Source organism: Sphingobacterium bovisgrunnientis (assembly GCF_009829085.1).
Classification (GTDB): domain Bacteria; phylum Bacteroidota; class Bacteroidia; order Sphingobacteriales; family Sphingobacteriaceae; genus Sphingobacterium; species Sphingobacterium bovisgrunnientis.
The window spans coordinates 1-22,580 of record NZ_WUQY01000041.1; the positions used below are offsets into that span (position 1 = coordinate 1).

Here is a 22,580-nt window from a genome sequence, read left to right on the forward strand (position 1 = left end):
AGAAAATGGTTCAGGGGACTTTGGGATTACCCGATAGATCTTCAAATGAAAATATCTACTGCGTAATCTGGGTTAAAAGACATTATAAATATAGACGCTAAATATTCTAATATTATTGACTGCGGAATACTTATAAAAATTGACGGAAAGTATTTGAAAGCATTTGTTCAAAGCAATTCTTTTGGATTTGCTATTTGGGATGATGAATATTTTTATAATGAAGATTTAATAAAGGACCTTAGTGAAGAATTTGAGTTAATAAAAATTTAATGATGTCATTTTAGAAGTAGTTGATTATTTATAGCTTTATATATCCTTAACACATCGAAATCCAACATTATTAGTTGGGCTATTGATTTCACCTTTGCCTCTACCGCCAGCTTTGTAGCGTTCGCAATAACTGTCTACACACAGAAAAGAACCACCACGCTGTACGCGTTTGACTAAACCAGGTTCTTGTGGATCGTGGGAGTCTGCTGGACCTTTGGGGTTAACTTTAATCGCATTGGTATCGTATCCTGAACGGTAATAATCTGAACACCATTCCCACACATTTCCCACCATATCGTATAACCCAAGTGCGTTAGCAGGAAATGATTTCACAGGAGCTGAACCAGCGAAACCATCTAGTTTAGCGTTGTTTTTCGGAAAAGCACCTTGATAGGTATTCGCCATCCATTTGCCATCTTTTTTCAACTCCTTACCCCAATAATAATCTTCATTTGTATGACTATTTGCTTTTGTGGCTAATTCCCATTCCGCTTCGGTTGGTAAACGTTTCCCTGCCCATCTTGCGTAAGCTTCGGCATCTTCGTAGGCAATATGCACTACAGGATGATTTTCTCTTCCTTTTACACTGCTATTAGGACCTTCAGGATGCTTCCAACAAGCGCCTTTGACATATTCCCACCATGACAATGGATTTTCTAAATCACGTGCTTCTAGATTACCCACAAAAACTGCTGAACCTGCAACCAACATTGCTGCATCTACGCCTGGAAAATCTTTCGGATCTAAAGGTCTTTCAGCAACAGTAACATAGTTTGTTTCCTTTACAAATTGTGCAAACTGCGCATTCGTAACTTCATGTTCATCCATGTAAAATGAACTTACTTCGACTTCATGTTTAGGTTTAGCATCTTCAAAATAATCCGATCCCAACGAAAACTTTCCCCCTTCTATTAAAATCATACGCACCGAATCCTTGCCCTTTATGTTTTTTTCTGCTATTCCTTTTGCATGACGACTTGGAATAGTTTCCATCGCGCAGGTAACATCTGTTTTAATGGAAGATTCCCTTTTATCCGTAGGCTGCTGACACGAAAAAACTAATAGTAGAAAGGCTAAACTGCAATATTTCATTGGAACAGGTTTTTATTTCACTAAAATATAAAAAGGCTTCAAGATTCTACTCTTGAAGCCTAAATATTAAATCATTTACCAAATTTTTACACACTCAATTGATTGCCTTTGGCGTCTTTTTTCGGACGAATTCCTGTGTTACCACCACCTTTTAATGTTAACTCCACAGGTTTGTTGGAAATCCATGTTCCTTGTGTAAAGTCTGGGAATTCTACAGTTTTACCTTTTTTCGTTGATTCTACGCTTAATGGTACAATTGCAGACCATGCAGCAGCATCGTAAACGTCTTGATCTAGTGCTAAACCATTACGTAAACAGTCTACCAATCTCCAATCCATCATAAAGTCCATACCACCGTGACCACCAACTTTCTTCGCTTGCTCACCAATGAATTTTACGATCTCTGGTGTATATTGCTCACGCAATTTGTTCATATCTTCTTCTGGAAGGAAGTCATGACCATTTTTGTGTGATTTTAAACTGATACCAATTTTAGGGTATTTCTCACAGAAACCTTTTGTACCACTCAACATATGAATACGTGAATATGGACGAGGTGAGGTCACATCATGCTGAATCATGATTGTTTTACCTTTCTGCGTACGAATCAATGTGGTGTGCATATTTCCACGGAACTGCGCACCTACAAATTGACCATATGTAGCCGGATCTTCCTTCGCTAAACGTTTAGCTTCTTCACCCATTTGGAAATCATTCGAAGCCACATTCACTAACGATGTCATCACGTCACCGCGATTTACATTTAGACATTGTGCTACTGGACCAATACCGTGCGTTGGGTATAAGTTACCATTGAAACGAATGTTTTCTTTTAATCTCCAGAAATCATCGTAATATGTTTTGCTGAAATTTAAATCTAATAAGTCGTGGATGTAAGCGCCTTCTGCGTGAATCAATTCACCGAAAACACCAGCTCTTGCCATTCCTAAAGTTTGCAATTCGAAGAAATCGTAACAGCAGTTCTCTAACATCATACAATGTTTCTTTGTCTCTTCAGACACGCGAACCACTTTCCAACAATCTTCTACTGTCAGACCGATAGGCACCTCACAACCAACGTGTGCACCAGCTTTCATACCTTCGATACTCATCTCCGTATGGTAATCCCACGGTGTACAGATGTACAATAAATCGATTTTCACAGATTTCAACATCTCTCGCCAACCATCCTCACCCGAGAATGCAGCAGGTTTTTTCAATCCACGCTGTGTTACCGTATTCTGATGTTTGGTTACTTTATCGGCATGCTTATCACATAATGCTACGATTTCCGCACCTTCGATATATGTATATCTATCTACAGCACCAGATCCTCTATTACCTAACCCTACGAAAGCAACACGTACTTTATCGATCTTTGGGGCAGCATATCCTGACATATTGAATCTTGGCGCAGGAGCCGCTTGCACATGCAAAGATGGCAACGTAATAGCTGTAGCGGATAGTAATGACGCTTTTTTGAGAAAATCTCTTCTATTTGTACTCATACAATTTTGATTTATAAATCTTTGTCTTAAATCAAAGGGGCACAAAGCCCCTTCAAAAATCACCTATATTAAAACAAACTAAACAGTCAATAACAAGAAAACCAATGTTTTAATCTTCTTAGGTCTTCATGGGTTAACGATAACGTTCTTCGTATTATCTTTAACAATTATAATCGATAATTATCAGATTATAAAATGATTCGCAAACGCAAACGTTTGTCCAATTTTACGAATTCGATTGTCTATTTCGTTTGTTACAATTCGATTTTACCAATTAATTCCATCAATAAAGTTTCAGATAACTTTGCTTGAGTTTTTGCAGAATTAAATCGGGAAACCGCATTTATAAAATTCTCTTGCGCATCGCGGAATTCGACAGCACTCAATGTTCCAATTTTGTATTTATCTAAAGTAATATTCATATTCTGACGCGCTATTTGTTCATTCTTCTCTTCCAATTTCACCAATTCCAAATTGGTTTTGTAAACATTGAAAGCTTGCGCGATTTCGGATTCTATTTGCTGATTGATTTGACTCAGTTGCAAATCCGCATTTTCAATGCGAATCTTGGCGATACGCTCGTTTCTTCTCTGATTAAAACCATCAAAAATATTGACCGAAGCCGTAATACCATAAGTAAGACCACGAGAACGTGATTCGGCAACGAAACCCAAACTTGATTCAGATTCACTAAAATTATACCCTCCATTCAATCGTACTGTGGGATAACGATTTGCCTTAACTGTTTTTTCTTCCAATTCGGCTAATCTTCTATTGATGCTTATTAAAATCAAATCAGGGTTAGTAGATTTTGACTGTTCTAATAAATTACCAAGTGTAAGAGTCTCGTCAATAGAGACTTCTCGAATAACCTGAAAGTCTTGTTGCAAATCTCTTGCTAATAAAGTATTCAAAGTAATTTTAAGATTCTTTACCACATTTTCTTGTTTAATGCGGTTCGATTCGTCTGTATTCAGATTTACCTGAACATTTAATACTTCCAAACGTGAAGCTTTTCCTATGGAAAATCTATTTTCGGCAGTACGTAATCTTTCTTGCGAAATCACAATACTGGAATCAATAGCAGACAACAAATTTTGCTGTTCGACAATGGTATAATAAGTAGAAATCACATCCGAAATACGTGTCACCACCGAACGTTGCAATTCGGCTTCGCCTTGTTTTTGTAACTCTTTCAGCGTCTCATAACGGGAAAACATCCCCAATCCGTCAAATACAGTCCAGCCCACACTAATTCCATAATTGAGACTGTTATTCTTCGCATTGTCTAAAGCTCTGACATCACCATTCGCTTGCGTCTGATTGGAGTTGGAAAGACTATTATTTTGGTTGAAATTCCCAGTTACTGTTGGCAACATGCCTGCATTTCCAGGCGTAACATTCTCTTGTGCGACTCTCAAATTATTCTGAAATAATTTAATATCGTAATTATTTTCTAATGCGATGGTTATGGCATCTTTGACCGTAAGCAACTCTTGTGCTTGACTTAGATGCCCACACAGCAACATACATATTGCAATTCTAATCACCCTTCTCATACTAATCTTCTAAATTATCAAACTCTGGTCTGTGTTTTCTTTCACGGGACATCATCAGGTAGAACGCGGGTATTACAAAAAGTGTCAAAATCAACGAAAACATTGTCCCCCCCACGATAACAACACCCATCCCCATACGACTCGTAGAGGCAGCACCCAATGACATTGCTATAGGAAGTGCTCCAAATGCAATAGCCAAAGATGTCATTAAGATGGGTCTTAATCTGGATTCGGCAGCTTCAACCACGGCAGTATATTTATCCATACCCTGCTCGCGCAGTTGATTTGCAAATTCTACAATCAAAATTCCGTTTTTGGTTACTAATCCAATCAACATGATTGTTCCGATTTGGCTAAAGATATTCCAAGTTTGGCCAAAAAGCCATAATGAAAATAGAGCTCCAGCTACAGCTAACGGAACTGTAATGATTATAATAATCGGATCGGTGAAACTTTCAAATTGTGCTGCTAAGATTAAGAATATCAATAAAACAGCTAGACCAAACGCGAACATCGTATTGGAACCACTTTCCACAAAATCTCGAGACTCTCCTCCTAAATCCGTGGTAAAAGTTTCATCCAACACTTTATCGCGTATGCGCTCCATTGCTTCAATACCTTCGCCCATACTTCTGCCCGGTGCTAATCCTGCCGATACTGTAGCAGACATATAGCGGTTGTTGTGATACAATTGTGGTGGACTACTGCGCTCTTCCAATTCGACAATATTACTCAGTTGAATCAACTCACCTTTGTTACTCTTCACATACATAGCAGCCAAATCATTGGGCGTCGCACGATCTTTACGATCAAATTGTCCCATAACTTGATATTGCTTACCATTCATCATAAAGTAACCAAAACGCTGTCCAGAAAGTGACATTTGCAAGGTCTGTGCGACATCCAATACAGATACGCCTAAAGACTGTGCCTTTTCTCTGTCAATCGTAACATAAATTTCAGGTTTGTTGAATTTTAAATTCACATCTGTGATAGAGAAAGTGGGATCATGAGATAACTCCTCCATAAAAAGCGGAATTTTTTCTTCTAATTGTTGAAAGTTTTGAGCTTGTATGATGTATTGAATTGGTAAACCACCTCGTCTATTTACAGAAATAGTTGGTTGTTGGGATACCGCAACGCGTGCTTCAGAAAACTTACGTGTTAATTTCGATAAGTCATTTGCTATCTCTTCTTGCGAACGCGTTCTATCTTCAGGATTTACCAATCCTAATCGGACCATCCCACTATTTACCGAAGCCGAACCAAAACCAGGCGAAGTTATCACCAAACTTACTTTCTTTTCAGGCACAGAATCATTTATCAACATGGTCAAGTCCGTCATAAACTTATCCATGTAATCGTACGATACACCCTCTGGCGCAGTCACGCGTAAGCTCAAATAACTACGGTCATCATAAGGTGCAGTTTCTTTGGGTAAAAGTTGGAAGAATAAATAAATTAATCCAAAACAAGCAATTAGAATTGCGAAACTTAGCCATTTGAATTTTAAAAATCCTTTGAGTGAGTTGGCGTATTCGGTATTCATTGCCACAAAATACTTTTCTGTACGTTCGTAGAATTTACTTTTCTTCTGTTCACCACCTTTCATCAAATAGGCATTCAACATAGGTGTCAGCGTGAGGGCAACAAAAGCAGATATCAATACCGCAGCACCGATGACTATTCCGAATTCTCGAAATAAACTTCCCACAAATCCTTCTAAAAATATTACAGGTAGAAAAACCGCAGCTAAAGTTACCGAGATGGATATTACTGCAAAAAAGATTTCATTAGAACCTTTGATCGCAGCTTCAATTGGAGACATTCCCTCTTCGACCTTTTTGAAAATATTTTCTGTGACCACAATACCGTCATCCACGACCAAACCTGTAGCCAATACAATCGCAAGTAAGGTCAAAACATTGATAGAGAAACCACACAAATACATGATGAAAAATGTAGCAATCAAGGATACCGGAATATCAATCAATGGACGGAATGCAATAGACCAATTACGGAAGAATATATAGATAATGAGTACTACCAATATTACGGCGATGATCAATGTCTCGACGACTTCCAATACCGATTTCTTCACAAATTGTGTATTGTCAATAGCGATATTCATTTCATATCCTTCGGGAAGGTCGGATTGCATTTTATCAAATTCTGCGTAGAAGCTGTTTGCGATTTCTAGGTAATTGGTTCCAGGTTGTGGTATAATATTTAAACTCACCATTGGGAATCCCGAATCCGACATTTTGGTTTCGAAATTTTCAGCTTCCAATGCCGCTGTTCCAATATCGCCCAAACGCACTACCCTAGTTTGATCCGCACGGATTATGATATCATTAAATTGTTCTTCGGTCGAAAGATTTCCTATTGTTTTAACCGTCAATTCCGTATTCGCTCCCGTCAATTTTCCGGATGGCAATTCCACGTTTTGACTATTCAACGCATTACGTACATCCATCACCGTCAAGCCATAAGAAGCTAATTTATTTGGGTCAATCCAAAGACGCATGGCATATTTTCGCAATCCCCATATTTGAACGGAACTAACGCCTGGGATAGTTTGTAAACGTTGTGAAATAACATTTTCGGCATAATCAGACAGTTCCAACACATTGTGCGTACGGCTTTGCAGCGTCATCGAGATAATGGGTTCGGAATCTGCGTCAGCTTTTGAAACGACAGGAGCGGCATCGATATCTTGTGGCAAACTGCGCATCGCTTGTGATACCTTATCACGCACATCATTTGCTGCAGCTTCCAAATCTTTATTGAGGTTAAACTCAATATTGATGTTACTCGAACCTTGAGAACTCGTAGAAGTAATATTTCGAATACCATCAATGGAGTTAATCGCTTTTTCTAAAGGCTCTGTAATTTGTGATTCAATAATATCTGGATTCGCGCCGGCATAACTCGTGCGTACCGAAATCTGTGCCGGATCAATGGATGGAAACTCACGTACACCTAAGAAAGTATAGCCGATGATTCCAAACAAGATCAACATCAAGTTCATGACAATGGTCAGAACCGGACGTTTTATACTCAGGGTGGATAAACTCATTTTCTATAGATTAACGTAAAATAACTTGAACTGGAGAGCCATCACGCAACGACATCACGCCTGAAGTCAAGATAGTATCTCCCTCTACCAAACCTTTTGTGATTAACACATCAGCATCTGTACGACCACCAGTTTCTACGATAACTTCTTTGGCTTTGCCTTCGCGTAATACAAAAATCTTTTTACCATTTTGAATCGGGATTAATGCTTCAGCTGGAACCAATAAACCATTATCCACCGTTTCAAGTGGAAAGGTCACATTAGCAAATACGCCAGGAATAAGTTTGTTGCTGCTATTTTTGCTGATGGCTTTAACTAGAAGTGTGCGTGTATTCGCTTCAATTACAGGCTCAATGGCATAAACAGCAGCTGTGAATTTCTGTTCATCTCCTTGAATGGAGAATTCTACTTGACTTCCCCTATTTACCATATAGGCGTAACGTTCGGGAACGGAGAATAGCAATTTTACCTGTGCTGTATTTGCAAGATTAGCAATAACAGTAGCAGGTGTGATGTAGCTCCCTTTTGAAATATTGCGTAAACCAATTTTGCCTGAGAATGGCGCACGAACTAAAGTTCTGCTTAATTGTGCATTTATTAATTGTATTTGGGATTCAGAAGTGCGGAAATCTGCTGATGCAATGTCGTATTCTTCCTGACTAATCGCTTCTTTTTCTAAAAGTAGTTTGGCTCTTCGCGCGTTTTCACCTGCTAACTCCGAGCGTGTTTTTGCTTGAGCCAGCTGTGCGCGTAATTCGGCGTCGTTTATTTTGAGTAGTACTTGTCCAGCAGACACTTGACTTCCTTCTTGAAAATTCAAATTCTCGACTATTCCAGACACTTCAGCATGCAATTCAACTACCTCATTTGCTTCTATGGAGCCACTCAGAGATAAGTAATCCGCAAAGGGTTGTCCTTCAACTACTCGCCCGTAAACTTTATTTCCCCCTCCTGCGCGGTTAGCTCCCCCAGCTGATTTATTGGCTTCTTCTTTTTTGGTATTGGTAATGATACGATATGTCACCAATCCCACCACGATCAACAATCCAATGCTCAAAAATATAATGGCTTTTTTACTCATAAGTTTAGATATCTATTTGCCCTATAAACGGATACACAAGATAAAGCTTATTGCGTTAAGATGTTGTAAAAATATAGATATAAAAGCTCCAACCAAAGAAGCCCTATCACAATAAAGTGATAAGGCTTTACAATTACATTATTAAAAATTGATTTGAATTATGCTTTGTTAATACTCGTCATAACCTTTGATATAAATTTCATTCATATTCGCGAAACGATCAGTAGCACTAAAAGTTGTTAAACATATAATTTTGACAGCTTTAAAAAGCGTCTCATTTTCGGGCAATGGTATAGAAGTATCCTGACGATCATTGGCTAAGGTAAAATTACCCAATTTAACTTCTGTACCATCCAATTTGATCCCATATAATTCAATATCCTTTACACGGTAATTATTTACGGCTCTATGCAACAACGTAACTTCTTTAACAATAATTGGCTTATAAGGTCCAGCAGGAGCTTTAAGGGCTTCTTCATTGTATAAGCCTGTTGCAGATGCTGCTCTAGTTTGCGTAAATGTAAAAATTAACGTAAATGGGTATTTCTCATGTTCTGAATGATCTGATGTGACAGTGGTACTCCATTTCGTATGCCAAATCGTCCCCGTGTTTCCATCCAACATATAGGATGGAGGTCCTTCGGATGTAGAATTTGAATTCGAAGCATACGGCGTCCAACCAGCTCGTAAAGCTGCAGTATTGTAATCAACCAATACAGGAGGTAATACTTCCACTTCAACTGTGCGAATTTCTGATTCGCCACCTTTAGCATCTTTTACATAATAAGTTACTGTGTGTTTACCTTCCGAGATTCCTTTTATTTCAAAGTTATCCCCTGGCGTCGGTGTAGGCAAGTCAACTGCTGTAAATGTTGCAGCATTATCTATTTTATAATATAATGTTGCATTGGATCTTGTAAGATTGAGCATAAAAATGCTAACCATTCTTATACCACCTTGTACATTGATATTATTAACGATCCCTTTTGATGGAAATGGTAATGCACTAACCACATAAGAGAATTTTTTGGATTCAATACCATTTTTACCTTTCGCCCACACTTCAATTGGCAAAGGAGTACTCACAGGTAAATTCTCAATGATATATAAACTTTCGAAATCTTTTACTTCTGTAATTTCTTTTACACCAGCTCTATTGTACGAAAAAAAGACAGATTCAACCAATTCTGTATCAACAGAACTGATATCAAATCTTACTTTTTCATCGTCATCTGCTACGACTTGAAAGTTATTTTGCTTCACAGGTCCACGTGCATTGACCTCGATATCGTCCAAAGGAATTTGATCTGGAATTACTAATGCATTTTCCTTACATGCACCTATCCCAAGGATCAAAACACCCATCAAAATAGCTGGAATAATTTTATTATATATTTTTTTCATGATGTTTATTTCAAAAATTCTAGTTCAAATTTTGACAAAAATACTTCTCCTTGGAATCCCCAAGTTTCATGTGGCTTCAAACCAAACCAGTAGAATATTTGTGGAACTATATCTAAATTCTGAACGAATACTTCATCACTTGGTTGGTCACAAGGCATATAGTTGCCACTTATATTCACAGATGCAGTATTAGAAAATGTCAAATCTGGTGTATTATTCTCCAAGGAATTATACCATGTGTTAGCCGATAGTTCCCTGTAATGCGCTATCAAACTGCCAGCCAATGGATCTGTAGATTCTATCTCATTGCGACAAGCGATGTTTCTTGCTTCAGCATCCGTCAGGGCTCTGTTCCAAACTCTAAAATCTGCCATATCCATATGAGTATAACCTAGATTTGTTGCTTGTGTATTAAATCCTAGAGTCAAAGGTTCCGCATTAGCAAAAGCATCTACTCCCATTTCTATCGTTTGAGAAGCTAATAACACACCATCCAAATAGATTTTAACACCTGTTGTAGTGTTTGTTACTTTTTCAAAAATGAAAGAATAATGATGCCAGCTTCCATCTGCACCTCTCGTAAATTCGACTTCACGTGTATTGGTACCATCTTGAAATCTTAATTTGAAATTGGCATTTTGACCATAAAGATGCCATCCTTTATTAACATTATTGGACGCAGCATCTTTTCCTAAAAAGTAATTGTACCAGAAACTAAAGCCTCCTGTGAAGGATAAACCTGCCCATACATTATCCTCACGTAATCTAAATTTAAAATCATACGTAATAGCTCCTGTAGGTGTAGAATTCGCATTAAAAACATTGCTAGCGTCTCCTGCAGGAGATTGTGCACGCACCCCTATTTCAGAAAATGTACGTGTAGCTATCCCATCATAATGTGTATAAGTTCCTGGAAAATAACCATTCAGAAACACATACTGCATAGTTTCAGCTTTTAATTCTTGAGGTAAAAAATGTTTATAAGAATATAGTGTAAAAATATTTCTTTCTGGAAATGAATTACCACCATAGCTTTTTTCCACACCACCATGGCTAGAAGTTACAATGATTAACCAGTCTTCGTATTCTTTATCCTCTCTTGTATTTATTTTATTTATGATTTCTCCAATTTGAGAATCTACTTTTTCAATAGCTTGTGCATATTCAGACTTATCTGCATCAAAACCAGCTGTAGAACCTGCCTTCAAAACATCTTTAAATTGAAGAATTACCAAATCTGATACATTATCTCGATTAAATACCTTTAATGCTTCTTCTTTTACTTTCTCATCTGAATTCACTACAATATTTTCATCCGAATCCATTAACAAGATATTTCCAATCCCTTCATCTTGTACAACGATTGATGCTCTCAATGAACTTTGCACCTGTTTCAAACGATAGATTACGCTTGGGGCAAAAGTTACTTCATCGTGTGGGTGCTCCGTATCAGGCTGTGGCAAATAGCTCTCATCCGTGATGTGATGTGTATCCGAATTGTATCCAGTCATCATAGTGACCCAAGAGGCTGGATCTGAAGTATTATTATCCGTCAACGCATCAAATGAATACTTAGCCGTTTTCATCAATTGGCTAAGATTATTGGGGATTTTTTTCTCCAATTCCTTCCCCACCAGACCGTCTACAGAGATAAGCAAAATCTTACGCTTAAGTATTTTTTCAGAATCTTGTTCGTATTCTTCGAATTTGGGTTCTGGATTAAAATATTTCGTACATCCCGTAATTATTACAGCGAATAACAACAATGGAATTACATTTAATAAGTTTCTTTTCATGGTATGATAGGTATTAGTCGATGTCAAAAAATGCTCCGAATTCTGAAACTGCATGATTCGAATTACCACTATGATTATTCTCTCTAAAGAATATTTTAACAAAACGTATTTCACGACTTTGCTTTAATCTGAATTCTTTACGGTCGGCAGAATTAGGCATTGTAAACGAATATCCAGTTTCTAGATCCGCGTCAGTAAGGGTTGTATAATTACTATTATCAATACTTACTTGAATTTCGATGTTTTTAGGTCTTTGTCCAGCACTATTTGTTCTTGGAACAAGGTAGAATCCTTTAACAATTTCATTCGCTTTCAAAGAAAAAGTTATTGAGTGAGGTAGCTGAGCTGTAGCTGCAGACCATTGTGAATGCCAAAATGTATTGGTATTACCATCGATAATACGAATAGCCTGACCGTTGTTTGCTCCTTCTCCTGTAGGTTCTTCCGTTGATTTTGCCAAAATAGTCCATTCCGTCACATCAACGTCCTCTTTAGGATTGATTGTACCTTCACCACCTGTGTTAGTCAATGGGTTATATGTCCAAATCGCTTTCTCCAATGGTGGATACTTCGCTGCCATTTCTCTTCTTGCTAATGAACTAATCTGAATCCCCCACGCTCTACAGAACTTTTGGTAGTCTTTTCCTGTAAAATCACATAGCGTACGGTAGAAAAAGTCTCTCTTAGCTTCGTCTAATGAGAAAGAATAATTTGTATTTCTTGCTTGTTTATAGATATAAGGCATAAAATCCCAACCAGACTCCCCATTTTTACCTACAGCCTTATTATAAATTTGTAAGAAAAGTAAAATCTTCACAAAAGGATGATTACCCGTAGATGTTTCTTTATCCGTGATTATATTTTTACCTGTAGATTTAGCTGCATACTCTAATCCAGCCTCAAAAGCATCAGGAATAGCAGGGTGATTTGCAATTGCTAATCGATTCAATCTATTAGCCGCTTTCCAAATGAATAAGTTGTTGGTAGTCTCACCCAACCCATTCCAGCTCCATGTGCCACCTTGCTGATAGTTGTGTCCCAATTCATGAAATGCACCCCAGCTTACTTCTGCAAGATTATCAGGATTTAAAATATAATTTCTATCGGTAAACATTCTAAACCAATGTCTATCCGCTTGTGCTACCCAAGGATTACCGTTGTGTGCATAACCAACAGATGGTTGTATATCCAAAACTGCGCGTTCTGGTAAATCTGGATATCTATTTTTAAGATCTGTGGTATTTGGTAATAACCCCATCCAATCGTAAAAATCCTTTACATATATCTCATTCCACTCCGTAAGTGCACCTTCAACATTGGCAGCATCCCCTTTATAATTGATTACCATATTTCTTGGAATAGAAAATATAACCTTTTCAGATCGTACCTCTAACCAAGGAACCTGCGTATTCTCTACGTCTTTTAACCACTCTTGTACATTTGATTGACCCAATATAAAATCAGGTGATCGAACTGCTCCCGAAAAATTTAAGCTTACAGGCTGTGTTCTTGAGTTATTTGTAAATATCCAAATCGTACCCCCATATAAGTTTTTCACATAATTGACGCCCGGAAACAGCTCCTTTCTAGTGAAAATAATTGGATCTCTACGCAATGGATCTTTACCCGATAAATTATCCGTATGTACCCCTACTTGTACGGTAAGGCCAATTACCCCAGCAGGAACTGTAATCTTAATATTTTCCCCAGCAGGAGCATACAGACCTGTACTAAAAATAGGTTGTGGTACTTGACTAACTTTAAGATCTTGTGTACTCACATAAAAGTAATCCATATCAAAATTTACAACTGTATCTGTAATCCTTTTGACATTATCCCCCACCAAACCTGGGTACAATCGTGCGCGATGATAGAGACTTTTGTCTGCTACAGACATCGTAGTATCTGTTTCTATTATAGACGGTTCCTTATCACCCTCTATGTGACCATGTTCAAAATCGTATCCATACTTGCCACATGACGAAATAGACAACACGGATAAGGCAACAAGGAATATATTCTTTAAATTTCTTTTCATAACCAAAATATTATAACGTTGACACTAATAATGTTGGCGTCCAACTTTTACCTTCTAATCCCCAAGCTTCTTGTGGAATAATTCCAAACCACTGATATATAAAAAATGGAATATCTACAGCGTTAGGAACCAACTTATAGAATGAATCACGAATTGGTGGCTGAAAATGATTTACAACATCACTATAACTTGTCCAATTGTATGGACCTGTGATCGCCATATGCTTATTGTTGCCTGATAAATCCGTTAATTTATTTGTACCTACATCATCATATCCTGGCCAATAGCCTATTAAATTAGATTTTTTAGGATGGTTGTTCTCTACACTTGTAATACCTGTTAATTCGGCTACCTCTTTGTTTGTAAATGCAGTATTGTAAATCTGGAGATTGTTCAGCTGAAAGTCAGCTCCTGCATTATCATTACCTGCTTTCTTACCAATCACTAGTGGTGCATTATTAAGAAGAGAATTGGTATTAATTGTGGTTGATGCATTTAAAACTCCATCGGTAAATACTTTAACCGAATCCGCAGCCCCGGATCTGCTGACTACAACGGTATAACTATGCCATAATCCATCGTTGATTTGTTTGGTGCCAAATACTTGACTGCTGATATTACTATTCCAACCTATCTTATTGTTGCCATCTCGTACCTCCATAAACAAATTCCAACCATTGCCACTGAAACCAACATCACGCTTTGAAAGAATGATTGGGTAATTGTGACTCCCAGTAGTATTTGATTTAAAGAAAAAGCTAATTGTGAAATCTGTATTAGGTCCGAAATTATACAATTCAGCATCTTGTAATGTTGAATTCACTGCTGGACTACCATAGGTATAACGCAATGCATTGCCATCAAAAGGAATTTCTGTTGAATTTGGTCTTGATAATAAGCTTCTTGAAAATTTCGGGCTATAGAAAAAAGTGATTGTATTTCTATTGTTATCACCATAAGAGGTGTTATCCACCTCCGCATTGATAGCGGGTCCACCTATACTAGATGTAATGATTACCAACCAATTCTCTTGTGCATAAGAAGGTCTTTCTTTGATTGCATTGATTAACAAGCCGATAGATTCATCAAATTTGCGAAGTGAAGCCTCATAATTTTGATTATCAACTTCGAATGAATTTTCCGATCCAACTGTAAAAGGCTCCGTGAAATGTGCAATAATTAAATCGGAGGAACCATTTTTCAGTTCATCAGTTGATTTTTGTAATACCTCAGCATCTGTAGCAGCAATACTTCCATTATCTGCGTCTTTCAAAAGACTATTATAAATGTCCTCATTTGCAGAAAATGCAGTCGTTGTTAAATCCGATTTCGTGCTTTTTATACGTTTTATGATTGTAGGATAACTTTCAAGATCAGCAGATGAAAGATCACTTCCTATCACGTTATGCTTTGATGAAGTTACACCGGTTAATAATGATGTCACCCCAGCTTCTTTTGTAAAAGGAGTACTTTTATAATCCCCTAATGATCCGTAAGAATGCAAAGCATTTCGACTTACTATTCTGAAATTAGGTAGTTCTAATTGTTGCAATGCCCTACCTCTAACGCCATCAGCAATGATATATAGAACTTTTGATGACCCAGAATCATAATTTGGTTGTTCAGAAAATTGCTTCAGAATATTCGGAAAATCCTTATTACAAGAGCTGAAAGCCAACACTATTATGAGCAATGGCGTACACCATTGGAATATGTTCGTTAATTTTTTCTTTGTTTTCATAAATACAAAGTTTTTGTGTTAATTTTTAATTTCAATCTTTACAATATTCCCTACCGATTTATTATCAACACTAAATATTAGCCCTCCAACTAAAATTGCAGGATTGCCTAACGATGATGTTGTTTCCACTATAGTAGCAGGAATTCCGGAAAATCTTCCCAAGTTATTGTACTCTTGCTTGGCTTGACCATTTGGTTCTAGGATTAAGATACCTCCTCTACGTACGCCGTTATAACGTAGGAAACTTCCTGTCACTAATACTTTTCCATTATTCAATTTGTAAGCGTAGTTAGGCGCTCCCCCATCAAGTTCACCGAATATGAAATTTTGATCAGTAGAACCATCAGAGTTTAATACGACAACGCCATTCGTAGGTTTTCCTCCATAATTTTTGAAAGAACCAGCAATTACGATTTTATCACTTACGGAATTATAGGTAATACTCAAGATTGCAAAATCAGCACCGCCACTAGCTGTGAAAGCCTGATCTATTTGTCCATTTGGTTTAATACAAACTATGTTTCTAACGGCTGTTCCGTTATAGTTTGTAAATGCTCCAGCAATAACAATACGACCATCTTTCAACGCTACTGCGTCATTTATAAAGCCGTTTAAACCTGTATTATTTAGATTAAAAGTGGAATCAAGTTTACCATTAGGTTTTAATTTAGCGACGTTTCGGACACGCGTATTTACATATCTTCTGTTATCTCTAGAAGAGTATTGATAGTCAATGCTACGGTGTACTGCAAAACTTCCTACTGCAATGATGCTACTGTCTGCAAGCTCAAAGACTTTATTAACAATACCATTTGTAAAACCAGAATTGAAAGCCGATACTGTATCTAATCCATCAAGCGGCTTCGTGTCCGAATTTGGATTAATGACAGCCACTGTCACTGTATCCAAGCTACCATTGGCATTTAGTCTAGCAATACCGCCCACTTCGCGTTTTGAGAATTCACTAAAATAACCTCCGATCATGAATTGTCCATTCATTAAACGTGCAATAGATGAAATTCCCGTATTTGCCCTTCTTCTGAAGTCCATATTGGTAGCTGTTTGTCCTAGACTATTGATATAATGAATTCCAGTAAGGTATTTCCCAGTTGTCCACTCATTCTCAAAATCACTAAAACCTCCAACTACAATATGCCCACCAGCATGAGGTAATATCCCCATTACGGATCCGTTGAATCCATTTACAATCTTGTAATCTGTATCCACCGAAACTTTACCTTCTACACCTACGTGTGGACCATAAAAAATCTGATCATTCATTACCACGGTAACCATACCAGAACTTACTTCGCTCGGAATTCGAAAATCAACCGTAGAATCTGTTAATCCAACGATTTCGGTTTTTACTTCACTCAATAGAAAATCAAATTTATTCTCATATTGCTTGAGACCTCTAACATTGATACGTACGACTTCACCTGGTAATGCTGATGTAGGATCTGCAAGATTAGACGTGAAAATAATTCCGAATGGTGCCTTACCTCCTTCATAGGGATTCACACCTACTTCTTCCTTTTTTTGACAGCTAATTATCACTAATAAAGTAATGATTGCTGCACTTATATTTTTAAATATTGAACCTGTCATTTCTATTGATTAGTAAGTGATACCCATATTAAATGCATCGGATGCAAAATCATACGAATAGAAGCCAAAGCTGTGTCTGAAATATTGCAAGACATGGATTACTCCGTTATTTGGTTGAATATTTGAAGTTGCTACGGGATTCGTATAATTAATTAGAATTTGTCTGTATCCAGCATACTTCACAATTTGTTCTACTCCAGCACTATTTTTAGTACGTACATCATTATAAAATGTACCAATATTCATCGCTTCGCCGCCAATAGAAATATAACCTTGACCTGGATAAGCCAACATATCACTAGTATCGATTTGTGGATAATCTTTCAATAAGTATTTATCTCGGTAGATATACTTTGATAAGTATTTTTTCCATACTTCTGGTGAAACTTGTCTTACATCCAACACTGTATCTTGACCTCTTGTGTACAAGACGCTATTTAATGCTCTAATACTTTTGCTAATACTTTGCGACGTAGGTGCAAAAAATGTAACATTAGCATTTGGATCATTTAATAAAGTCGAATATTCTCCTAATTCGAGTACTTTCACTAGTGTATCAAATAACTCTGGTCTACTTTTAAGAAATTGTAAAATCGTTCCATCATAATTTGGATCATGTACTCCACCATCTTCATAATATTCTTTTCTACAGGATGATAAGGCTATTATGGTACTTATAATTGCTAAGAATATAAATCTTATATTATTTGTCATTTTCATCTCCGCTACAAATTAGTTCCAATAATTATTAAGTGTCATGTATGGATTGTCAACTAATGCATCCTGATGAATTGGCCATGTCCAACCTCCTCTATTAAATGCATCTACAGACATCGCTGCTTGCGTATATTTCGTATTTAAGACTTTTCTTGTACGTACTAAATCGTAGTAGAAATGACCTTCACCGATTAATTCGCGTACGCGCTCCCACCAGATGAAATCTTTTAACTCATCGCCTGATTCACTTACTGCTAATGTAGCTCCTGCACGAGTTCGGATTAAATTTACTACTTGACGAGCGTCTGCATCTCTATTCAATTCTGCTAGAGCTTCCGCTTGCAATAATATTGGGTCTGCATATCTAAATACTACTTGATTGTCATCAGGGTTATAATCTTCCCCTTCTTCGTTGAATACGTTTAAGAATTTTAAACATTGCATAAGCCCAGTCGTATTGTAGATATCATCATCATACCACACATCCTTACGCTTGTCCGTACCACCTAATGGGTATAATTCTTCCATAAACTTAGATTCGTAGTATAAATAAGAGCGCTGAATCGCGACATTCTTATTCGGGTAGCGCAAGAAATAATCTGAATATGGTGATGAAATTGAAAAAGTCTCACCATAATTAAGGTTTTGTACAATTTCCAATAATCCTTCTTTAGTACGTCCTTTGAAAATTTCTTTCGTTCGCTCTAGTGGAAGTAATTCATAAGAGTTATTATTTTCATTGCGGATTTCTTCGCCTAGTGCCACCACTTCGTTATAATAAGGAGTTTTGTCATTAGTGGTAAATCCAGCCATCCACATATTCATGTGCATCATCAACGTAATAGCTGCACCGCGCATCGCTCTATTACCAACAATGGAAGGGTCTTCATAAGTCCACGGAAGATTTTTATAATGTTCCTTCATATCAGCATTTGCTTTAGCAAGCACGTCCAACATATTCGAGCGCCCAATAGCTTTACTGTGGTATGCTTCTGTGTAGTAAGGTACATCACCATACAATCTTACCATGAAGAAATACGCTAAATTGCGTAAGAAAACGGCTTCTGCTTTATAACGCTCTACACTTGCAGCCGAAATCAATCCTGGTTCCATATTGTCCATTTCGAAATAGACAATATTTGCAGATTGTACCATTTTGAAAAAATCATTCCAACGTGGAATCGCCGTGAATCCGAAGAAACTAAAATCAGAATGGAATAGTGCATTAATATTATTATTTCTCAGGTGTGTCAAATAATTACGTCCTGCTGCAGATGACTGTGAAGTACGCACGATAGGTGCGCATCTAAAATCGCCCGTAGCTGGAAAGAAAATACGGTGATTAGCCGATCCACCTCGCGGCGTTCCCATTGTTGCCAAGCGAAATGTCTTGTATATTCCCACAATAAACTTATCGACATCTTGTTCTGATTTCCAGTAATTATTACCTGTCAAATTATCTTTCGGTGAAACATTCAAAAATTCTTTTCCACAAGACAAGAACAGTAATGTATTCATCAATAAAAGTCCTAAAACTATCTTTTTCATATCTTTATCTATTAGAATTGAACATTAACCCCTACTGTATAACTTCTTCTATTAGGGTATCCTGCGGATGAATCACGTCCCAAAGCGGAAACTAACTCTGGATCTGGTCCAGAATATTTACTAATTGTAAATATGTTATTCGCTGAAAAATATACTCTCGCAGATGTGATTCCAAGTCGCTTACTCAACATTTCTCTGTCAAAATTGTAGGATAATGTCGCAGTAGTGAATTTGAAGTACGAACCATCCTCTTGGAATAATGTCTGATCGTAGCGGAACGGATCTATAAATCTATTTCTACGGAAATCATAGATATTTGGAAAATATGAGCTTGTATTACTTGGCGTCCAAATGTCCATGTTTTCAATTGGCACTAGTGCGCCTGGACCTGAATCTGCCAAGCCAGCTGGATCACTGTAATTTCTCAAACGATCAGCTAATGCATTATTTAATACATCACGTTTGAATGTCATGAAGAATTGTGAATTCAATGACCAGCTTTTGTATTGTAAGAATGCATTGAAACCACCAGTAAATACAGGTTGCGAGTTACCAACAATTACAAAATCTTTTTCATCCAAAATATAATCTCCATTCAGATCCGTCCAGATAGGATCTCCAGCACGGAAGAAACGCTCGTCTGCCAAAGAACCTCCCATACGGTAGCGAAGACCTGTCAATGGATTAATAGGCACTTGATCGTCGGACTCATATACACCACGGTAGTGTAATAACACATTTGAAAGTGCATTGATTCCCAATCGATATAGAATAGATTGTTTATAAACTGAATTATCTTGCAACAACAACTGACGTACATCGTCTGGTAATGCAGCAGTATAATCTCGGTTTAAAGCTCCATTTAAATTAAACGAGTAACTAAAATCTCCACTTTTTCTTGGTCTATAACCTATAATGAATTCATGTCCCATATTCACAAGAGATGTTTCATTCGTATTTACATTCCCAAAAGCATTGATATTTGCAATTTTTTTCGTTCTCAAGATTTGGTCTGACTGCTTGTAATAGTTTTCATACAAGAATGTCAATCCATTTTTAAAACCAAATTCAATAGCACCATTTAACATGGTTGTAGTTTGTGGTAACAAGGAGATATTAGGAATTGTATTCATATCTAATGTTACCGAAGATTGGTTGTTGTACGTCTCAATATCGGATGTATAGCGACCATACACATCGTAAATACTTCCTGAAGGAATAATATTTTTACCCCAGCTACCACGAATCATACCATAGTCAAGAGATTCCCAATTCTCCATGAATGACTCGTTCTTAAAGTTCCAACGCGCACCAATTGAAGGTAAATTAGACCAAGGATTAGCTGAACCTGTAGTAGAAGTACCATCCAAACGGTATGAGAATTCTAGAATGTATTTTGCATCGTAATTGTAAGTGAAGTTACCTGCGTAACCTAATGTTTTACGTTCGTAAAGTCCTTTTAAAGTTCCTCCTAGAGCATAAATGGATGAATAACCTAATCCCGATGTGAACTGATCATTTGGCGTTCCTGTCAATTGCATCACATCTGCTTGATAGTTACTTACCTCAGATTCATTGAAGACATATGCACTTAAGATATGCTTCTCAGCCAATTCTTTGGTATAAGAAATCATGTTTCTGTTATATAAGGTATTCAAGCGATCATTATACGAATACACTTCGGAAGCATTTGAATTTAAAGCTTCAGGTAAGAAACGGTCTTGGTTAGCCACTTTAAAGTTATAACTCATCGTTGTCGAAAATCGCAATCCATCGAAAGGTGAGTATTCCATTTCAACTTGAGAGTTTAGGTTAGCTGTTTTATTGTCATTCTTCATACTCAAAGCTGACAATGCATCTACACTTCCCGAAAACAATGACGGAGCTGGAGCTAAAGACGACGTGTTCGCCGAATTTGCTACTCCCGTTTGTCGAAAAGCATTACCACTACCTGTACTATTTTTTGCAAGAGATGGACTCAAGTTCACAAACATTCTGAAGCGATCACTTGGTCTGTATTGCATATTCATTGGAATCGAATAACGCGTAAATCCTGTATTCTCTACGATACCACGTTCACCATAATAACCTGGAGCAATCTTGTAATTAAAAGTTTGATCACCACCTGAGATATTAACTGAATGCGATGTATTCATCGTCGTACGATAAAAATACGATTGCCAGTTTGTAGAGTTATTAAAGAATGGATTCAAGGAATCGGCTAACAAAGGTGTACGATTTATTAAATCCAATGCCGCATTCAAAGTAGTATCATTTTGCAAAATCTGATTGATACGTGATCTGCGTTCATACACTCCACCCAATACTTGGCGCAAATTCGGAGGGGTATTCACAAAGGCTTGTCCAACATACTGTACGATTGGAATTTTTGATTTACCTCTTTTAGTACTTACTAATATTACACCATATGCTCCTTTTGAACCATAAAGTGCTGTAGCTTGGGCATCTTTAAGGATAGTCACATCTTCAATGTCCTCTACAGGAATCATCGCAATTGGACTAATGCCAGGGCCTGCTGTTTGGAAACCATACTCGTAGTTTGTTCCCTCATCGATAGGTACACCATCGATAACATATAATGGAGATGTCGGAGTCAAAAATGCATTATCACCAGTACCTTGAACATTCAATGTCGAAATACCACGAATAGCAACACTTCCACGCATACCTGGTGTACCATTGTTCAACTGCACATTCATCCCTGGTACTTTACCTTGCAATAAATCCGTGAAGTTTGCCACAGGTACATCTTGAATCTCTTTACCTGAAATGGTTACAGCAGATCCAGTTAATGTTTCTCGTTTACGTGCTTGATATCCTACGACAACAGTCTCTTCGATTTCAGTTGAAGTTTCTCTTAATGTCAAAGTATATCTCGTCTTGCCTGCTACTATTTCTACTACATTATTATCATGGCCAATTACTCTAAATAATAATTTATCGCCTGTATTAGCTTTTAAGCTAAATTGTCCTTGAGCATTAGTCGAACCTAATACTTTTTTTGTTGCATTATTACTAATGGTTACCCCTTGTAATGTACCCCCGGAAGAACTTCGAACCTCTCCAGTAATCGACACCTCTTGTGAAAAAGCTGTCATCACCAGGAAGTTTATCATAA

Annotated in this window: 13 protein-coding genes; all 13 read right to left on the minus strand. The window is 37.3% G+C overall.

All coding sequences use genetic code 11. From position 1 onward, the window contains the following. Window positions 1–306: 306 nt before the first annotated feature. A complete protein-coding gene (locus GOQ16_RS15285) occupies window positions 307–1,362 on the minus strand; it encodes a formylglycine-generating enzyme family protein (RefSeq protein WP_160070086.1) in 1,056 nt (351 codons plus the stop codon). Window positions 1,363–1,448: 86 nt separating this feature from the next. Continuing rightward, entirely contained in the window at window positions 1,449–2,870 is a 1,422-nt protein-coding gene (locus GOQ16_RS15290) for a Gfo/Idh/MocA family protein (RefSeq protein ID WP_160070087.1), read from the minus strand. A gap of 254 nt (window positions 2,871–3,124) precedes the next feature. Beyond that, complete coding sequence (locus GOQ16_RS15295) at window positions 3,125–4,429, minus strand: TolC family protein (protein ID WP_192922538.1); 1,305 nt, start codon at window positions 4,427–4,429, stop codon at window positions 3,125–3,127. A 1-nt stretch (window position 4,430) separates the two neighbouring features. Then, complete coding sequence (locus tag GOQ16_RS15300; RefSeq protein ID WP_160070088.1) at window positions 4,431–7,508, minus strand: efflux RND transporter permease subunit; 3,078 nt, start codon at window positions 7,506–7,508, stop codon at window positions 4,431–4,433. A 10-nt stretch (window positions 7,509–7,518) separates the two neighbouring features. Further along, window positions 7,519–8,589: an efflux RND transporter periplasmic adaptor subunit gene (locus tag GOQ16_RS15305; protein ID WP_160070089.1), complete on the minus strand. Its 1,071-nt coding sequence runs from the start codon at window positions 8,587–8,589 to the stop codon at window positions 7,519–7,521. A gap of 168 nt (window positions 8,590–8,757) precedes the next feature. Then, on the minus strand, window positions 8,758–9,993 hold the full coding sequence (locus tag GOQ16_RS15310; RefSeq protein ID WP_160070090.1) for a discoidin/SUN/FTP domain-containing protein: 1,236 nt from the start codon (window positions 9,991–9,993) through the stop codon (window positions 8,758–8,760). Window positions 9,994–9,998: 5 nt separating this feature from the next. Beyond that, window positions 9,999–11,789: a LamG-like jellyroll fold domain-containing protein gene (locus tag GOQ16_RS15315; RefSeq protein WP_160070091.1), complete on the minus strand. Its 1,791-nt coding sequence runs from the start codon at window positions 11,787–11,789 to the stop codon at window positions 9,999–10,001. Between the two features lie 13 nt (window positions 11,790–11,802). Next, a complete protein-coding gene (locus GOQ16_RS15320; RefSeq protein WP_160070092.1) occupies window positions 11,803–13,827 on the minus strand; it encodes a M60 family metallopeptidase in 2,025 nt (674 codons plus the stop codon). A gap of 10 nt (window positions 13,828–13,837) precedes the next feature. Then, a complete protein-coding gene (locus GOQ16_RS15325; RefSeq protein ID WP_160070093.1) occupies window positions 13,838–15,568 on the minus strand; it encodes a LamG-like jellyroll fold domain-containing protein in 1,731 nt (576 codons plus the stop codon). A gap of 18 nt (window positions 15,569–15,586) precedes the next feature. Continuing rightward, window positions 15,587–17,176 (minus strand): DUF5008 domain-containing protein, encoded by a 1,590-nt coding sequence (locus GOQ16_RS15330; protein WP_160070094.1) that lies wholly within the window; start codon window positions 17,174–17,176, stop codon window positions 15,587–15,589. 9 nt (window positions 17,177–17,185) lie between these two features. Next, window positions 17,186–17,890, minus strand: coding sequence for a fasciclin domain-containing protein (locus GOQ16_RS15335; protein WP_240141063.1), 705 nt, complete (start codon window positions 17,888–17,890; stop codon window positions 17,186–17,188). Window positions 17,891–17,908: 18 nt separating this feature from the next. After that, window positions 17,909–19,441: a RagB/SusD family nutrient uptake outer membrane protein gene (locus GOQ16_RS15340; RefSeq protein ID WP_149914941.1), complete on the minus strand. Its 1,533-nt coding sequence runs from the start codon at window positions 19,439–19,441 to the stop codon at window positions 17,909–17,911. Between the two features lie 11 nt (window positions 19,442–19,452). Then, window positions 19,453–22,578, minus strand: a complete 3,126-nt coding sequence (locus tag GOQ16_RS15345) for a SusC/RagA family TonB-linked outer membrane protein (protein ID WP_240141064.1) — start codon at window positions 22,576–22,578, stop codon at window positions 19,453–19,455. Window positions 22,579–22,580 lie beyond the last annotated feature (2 nt).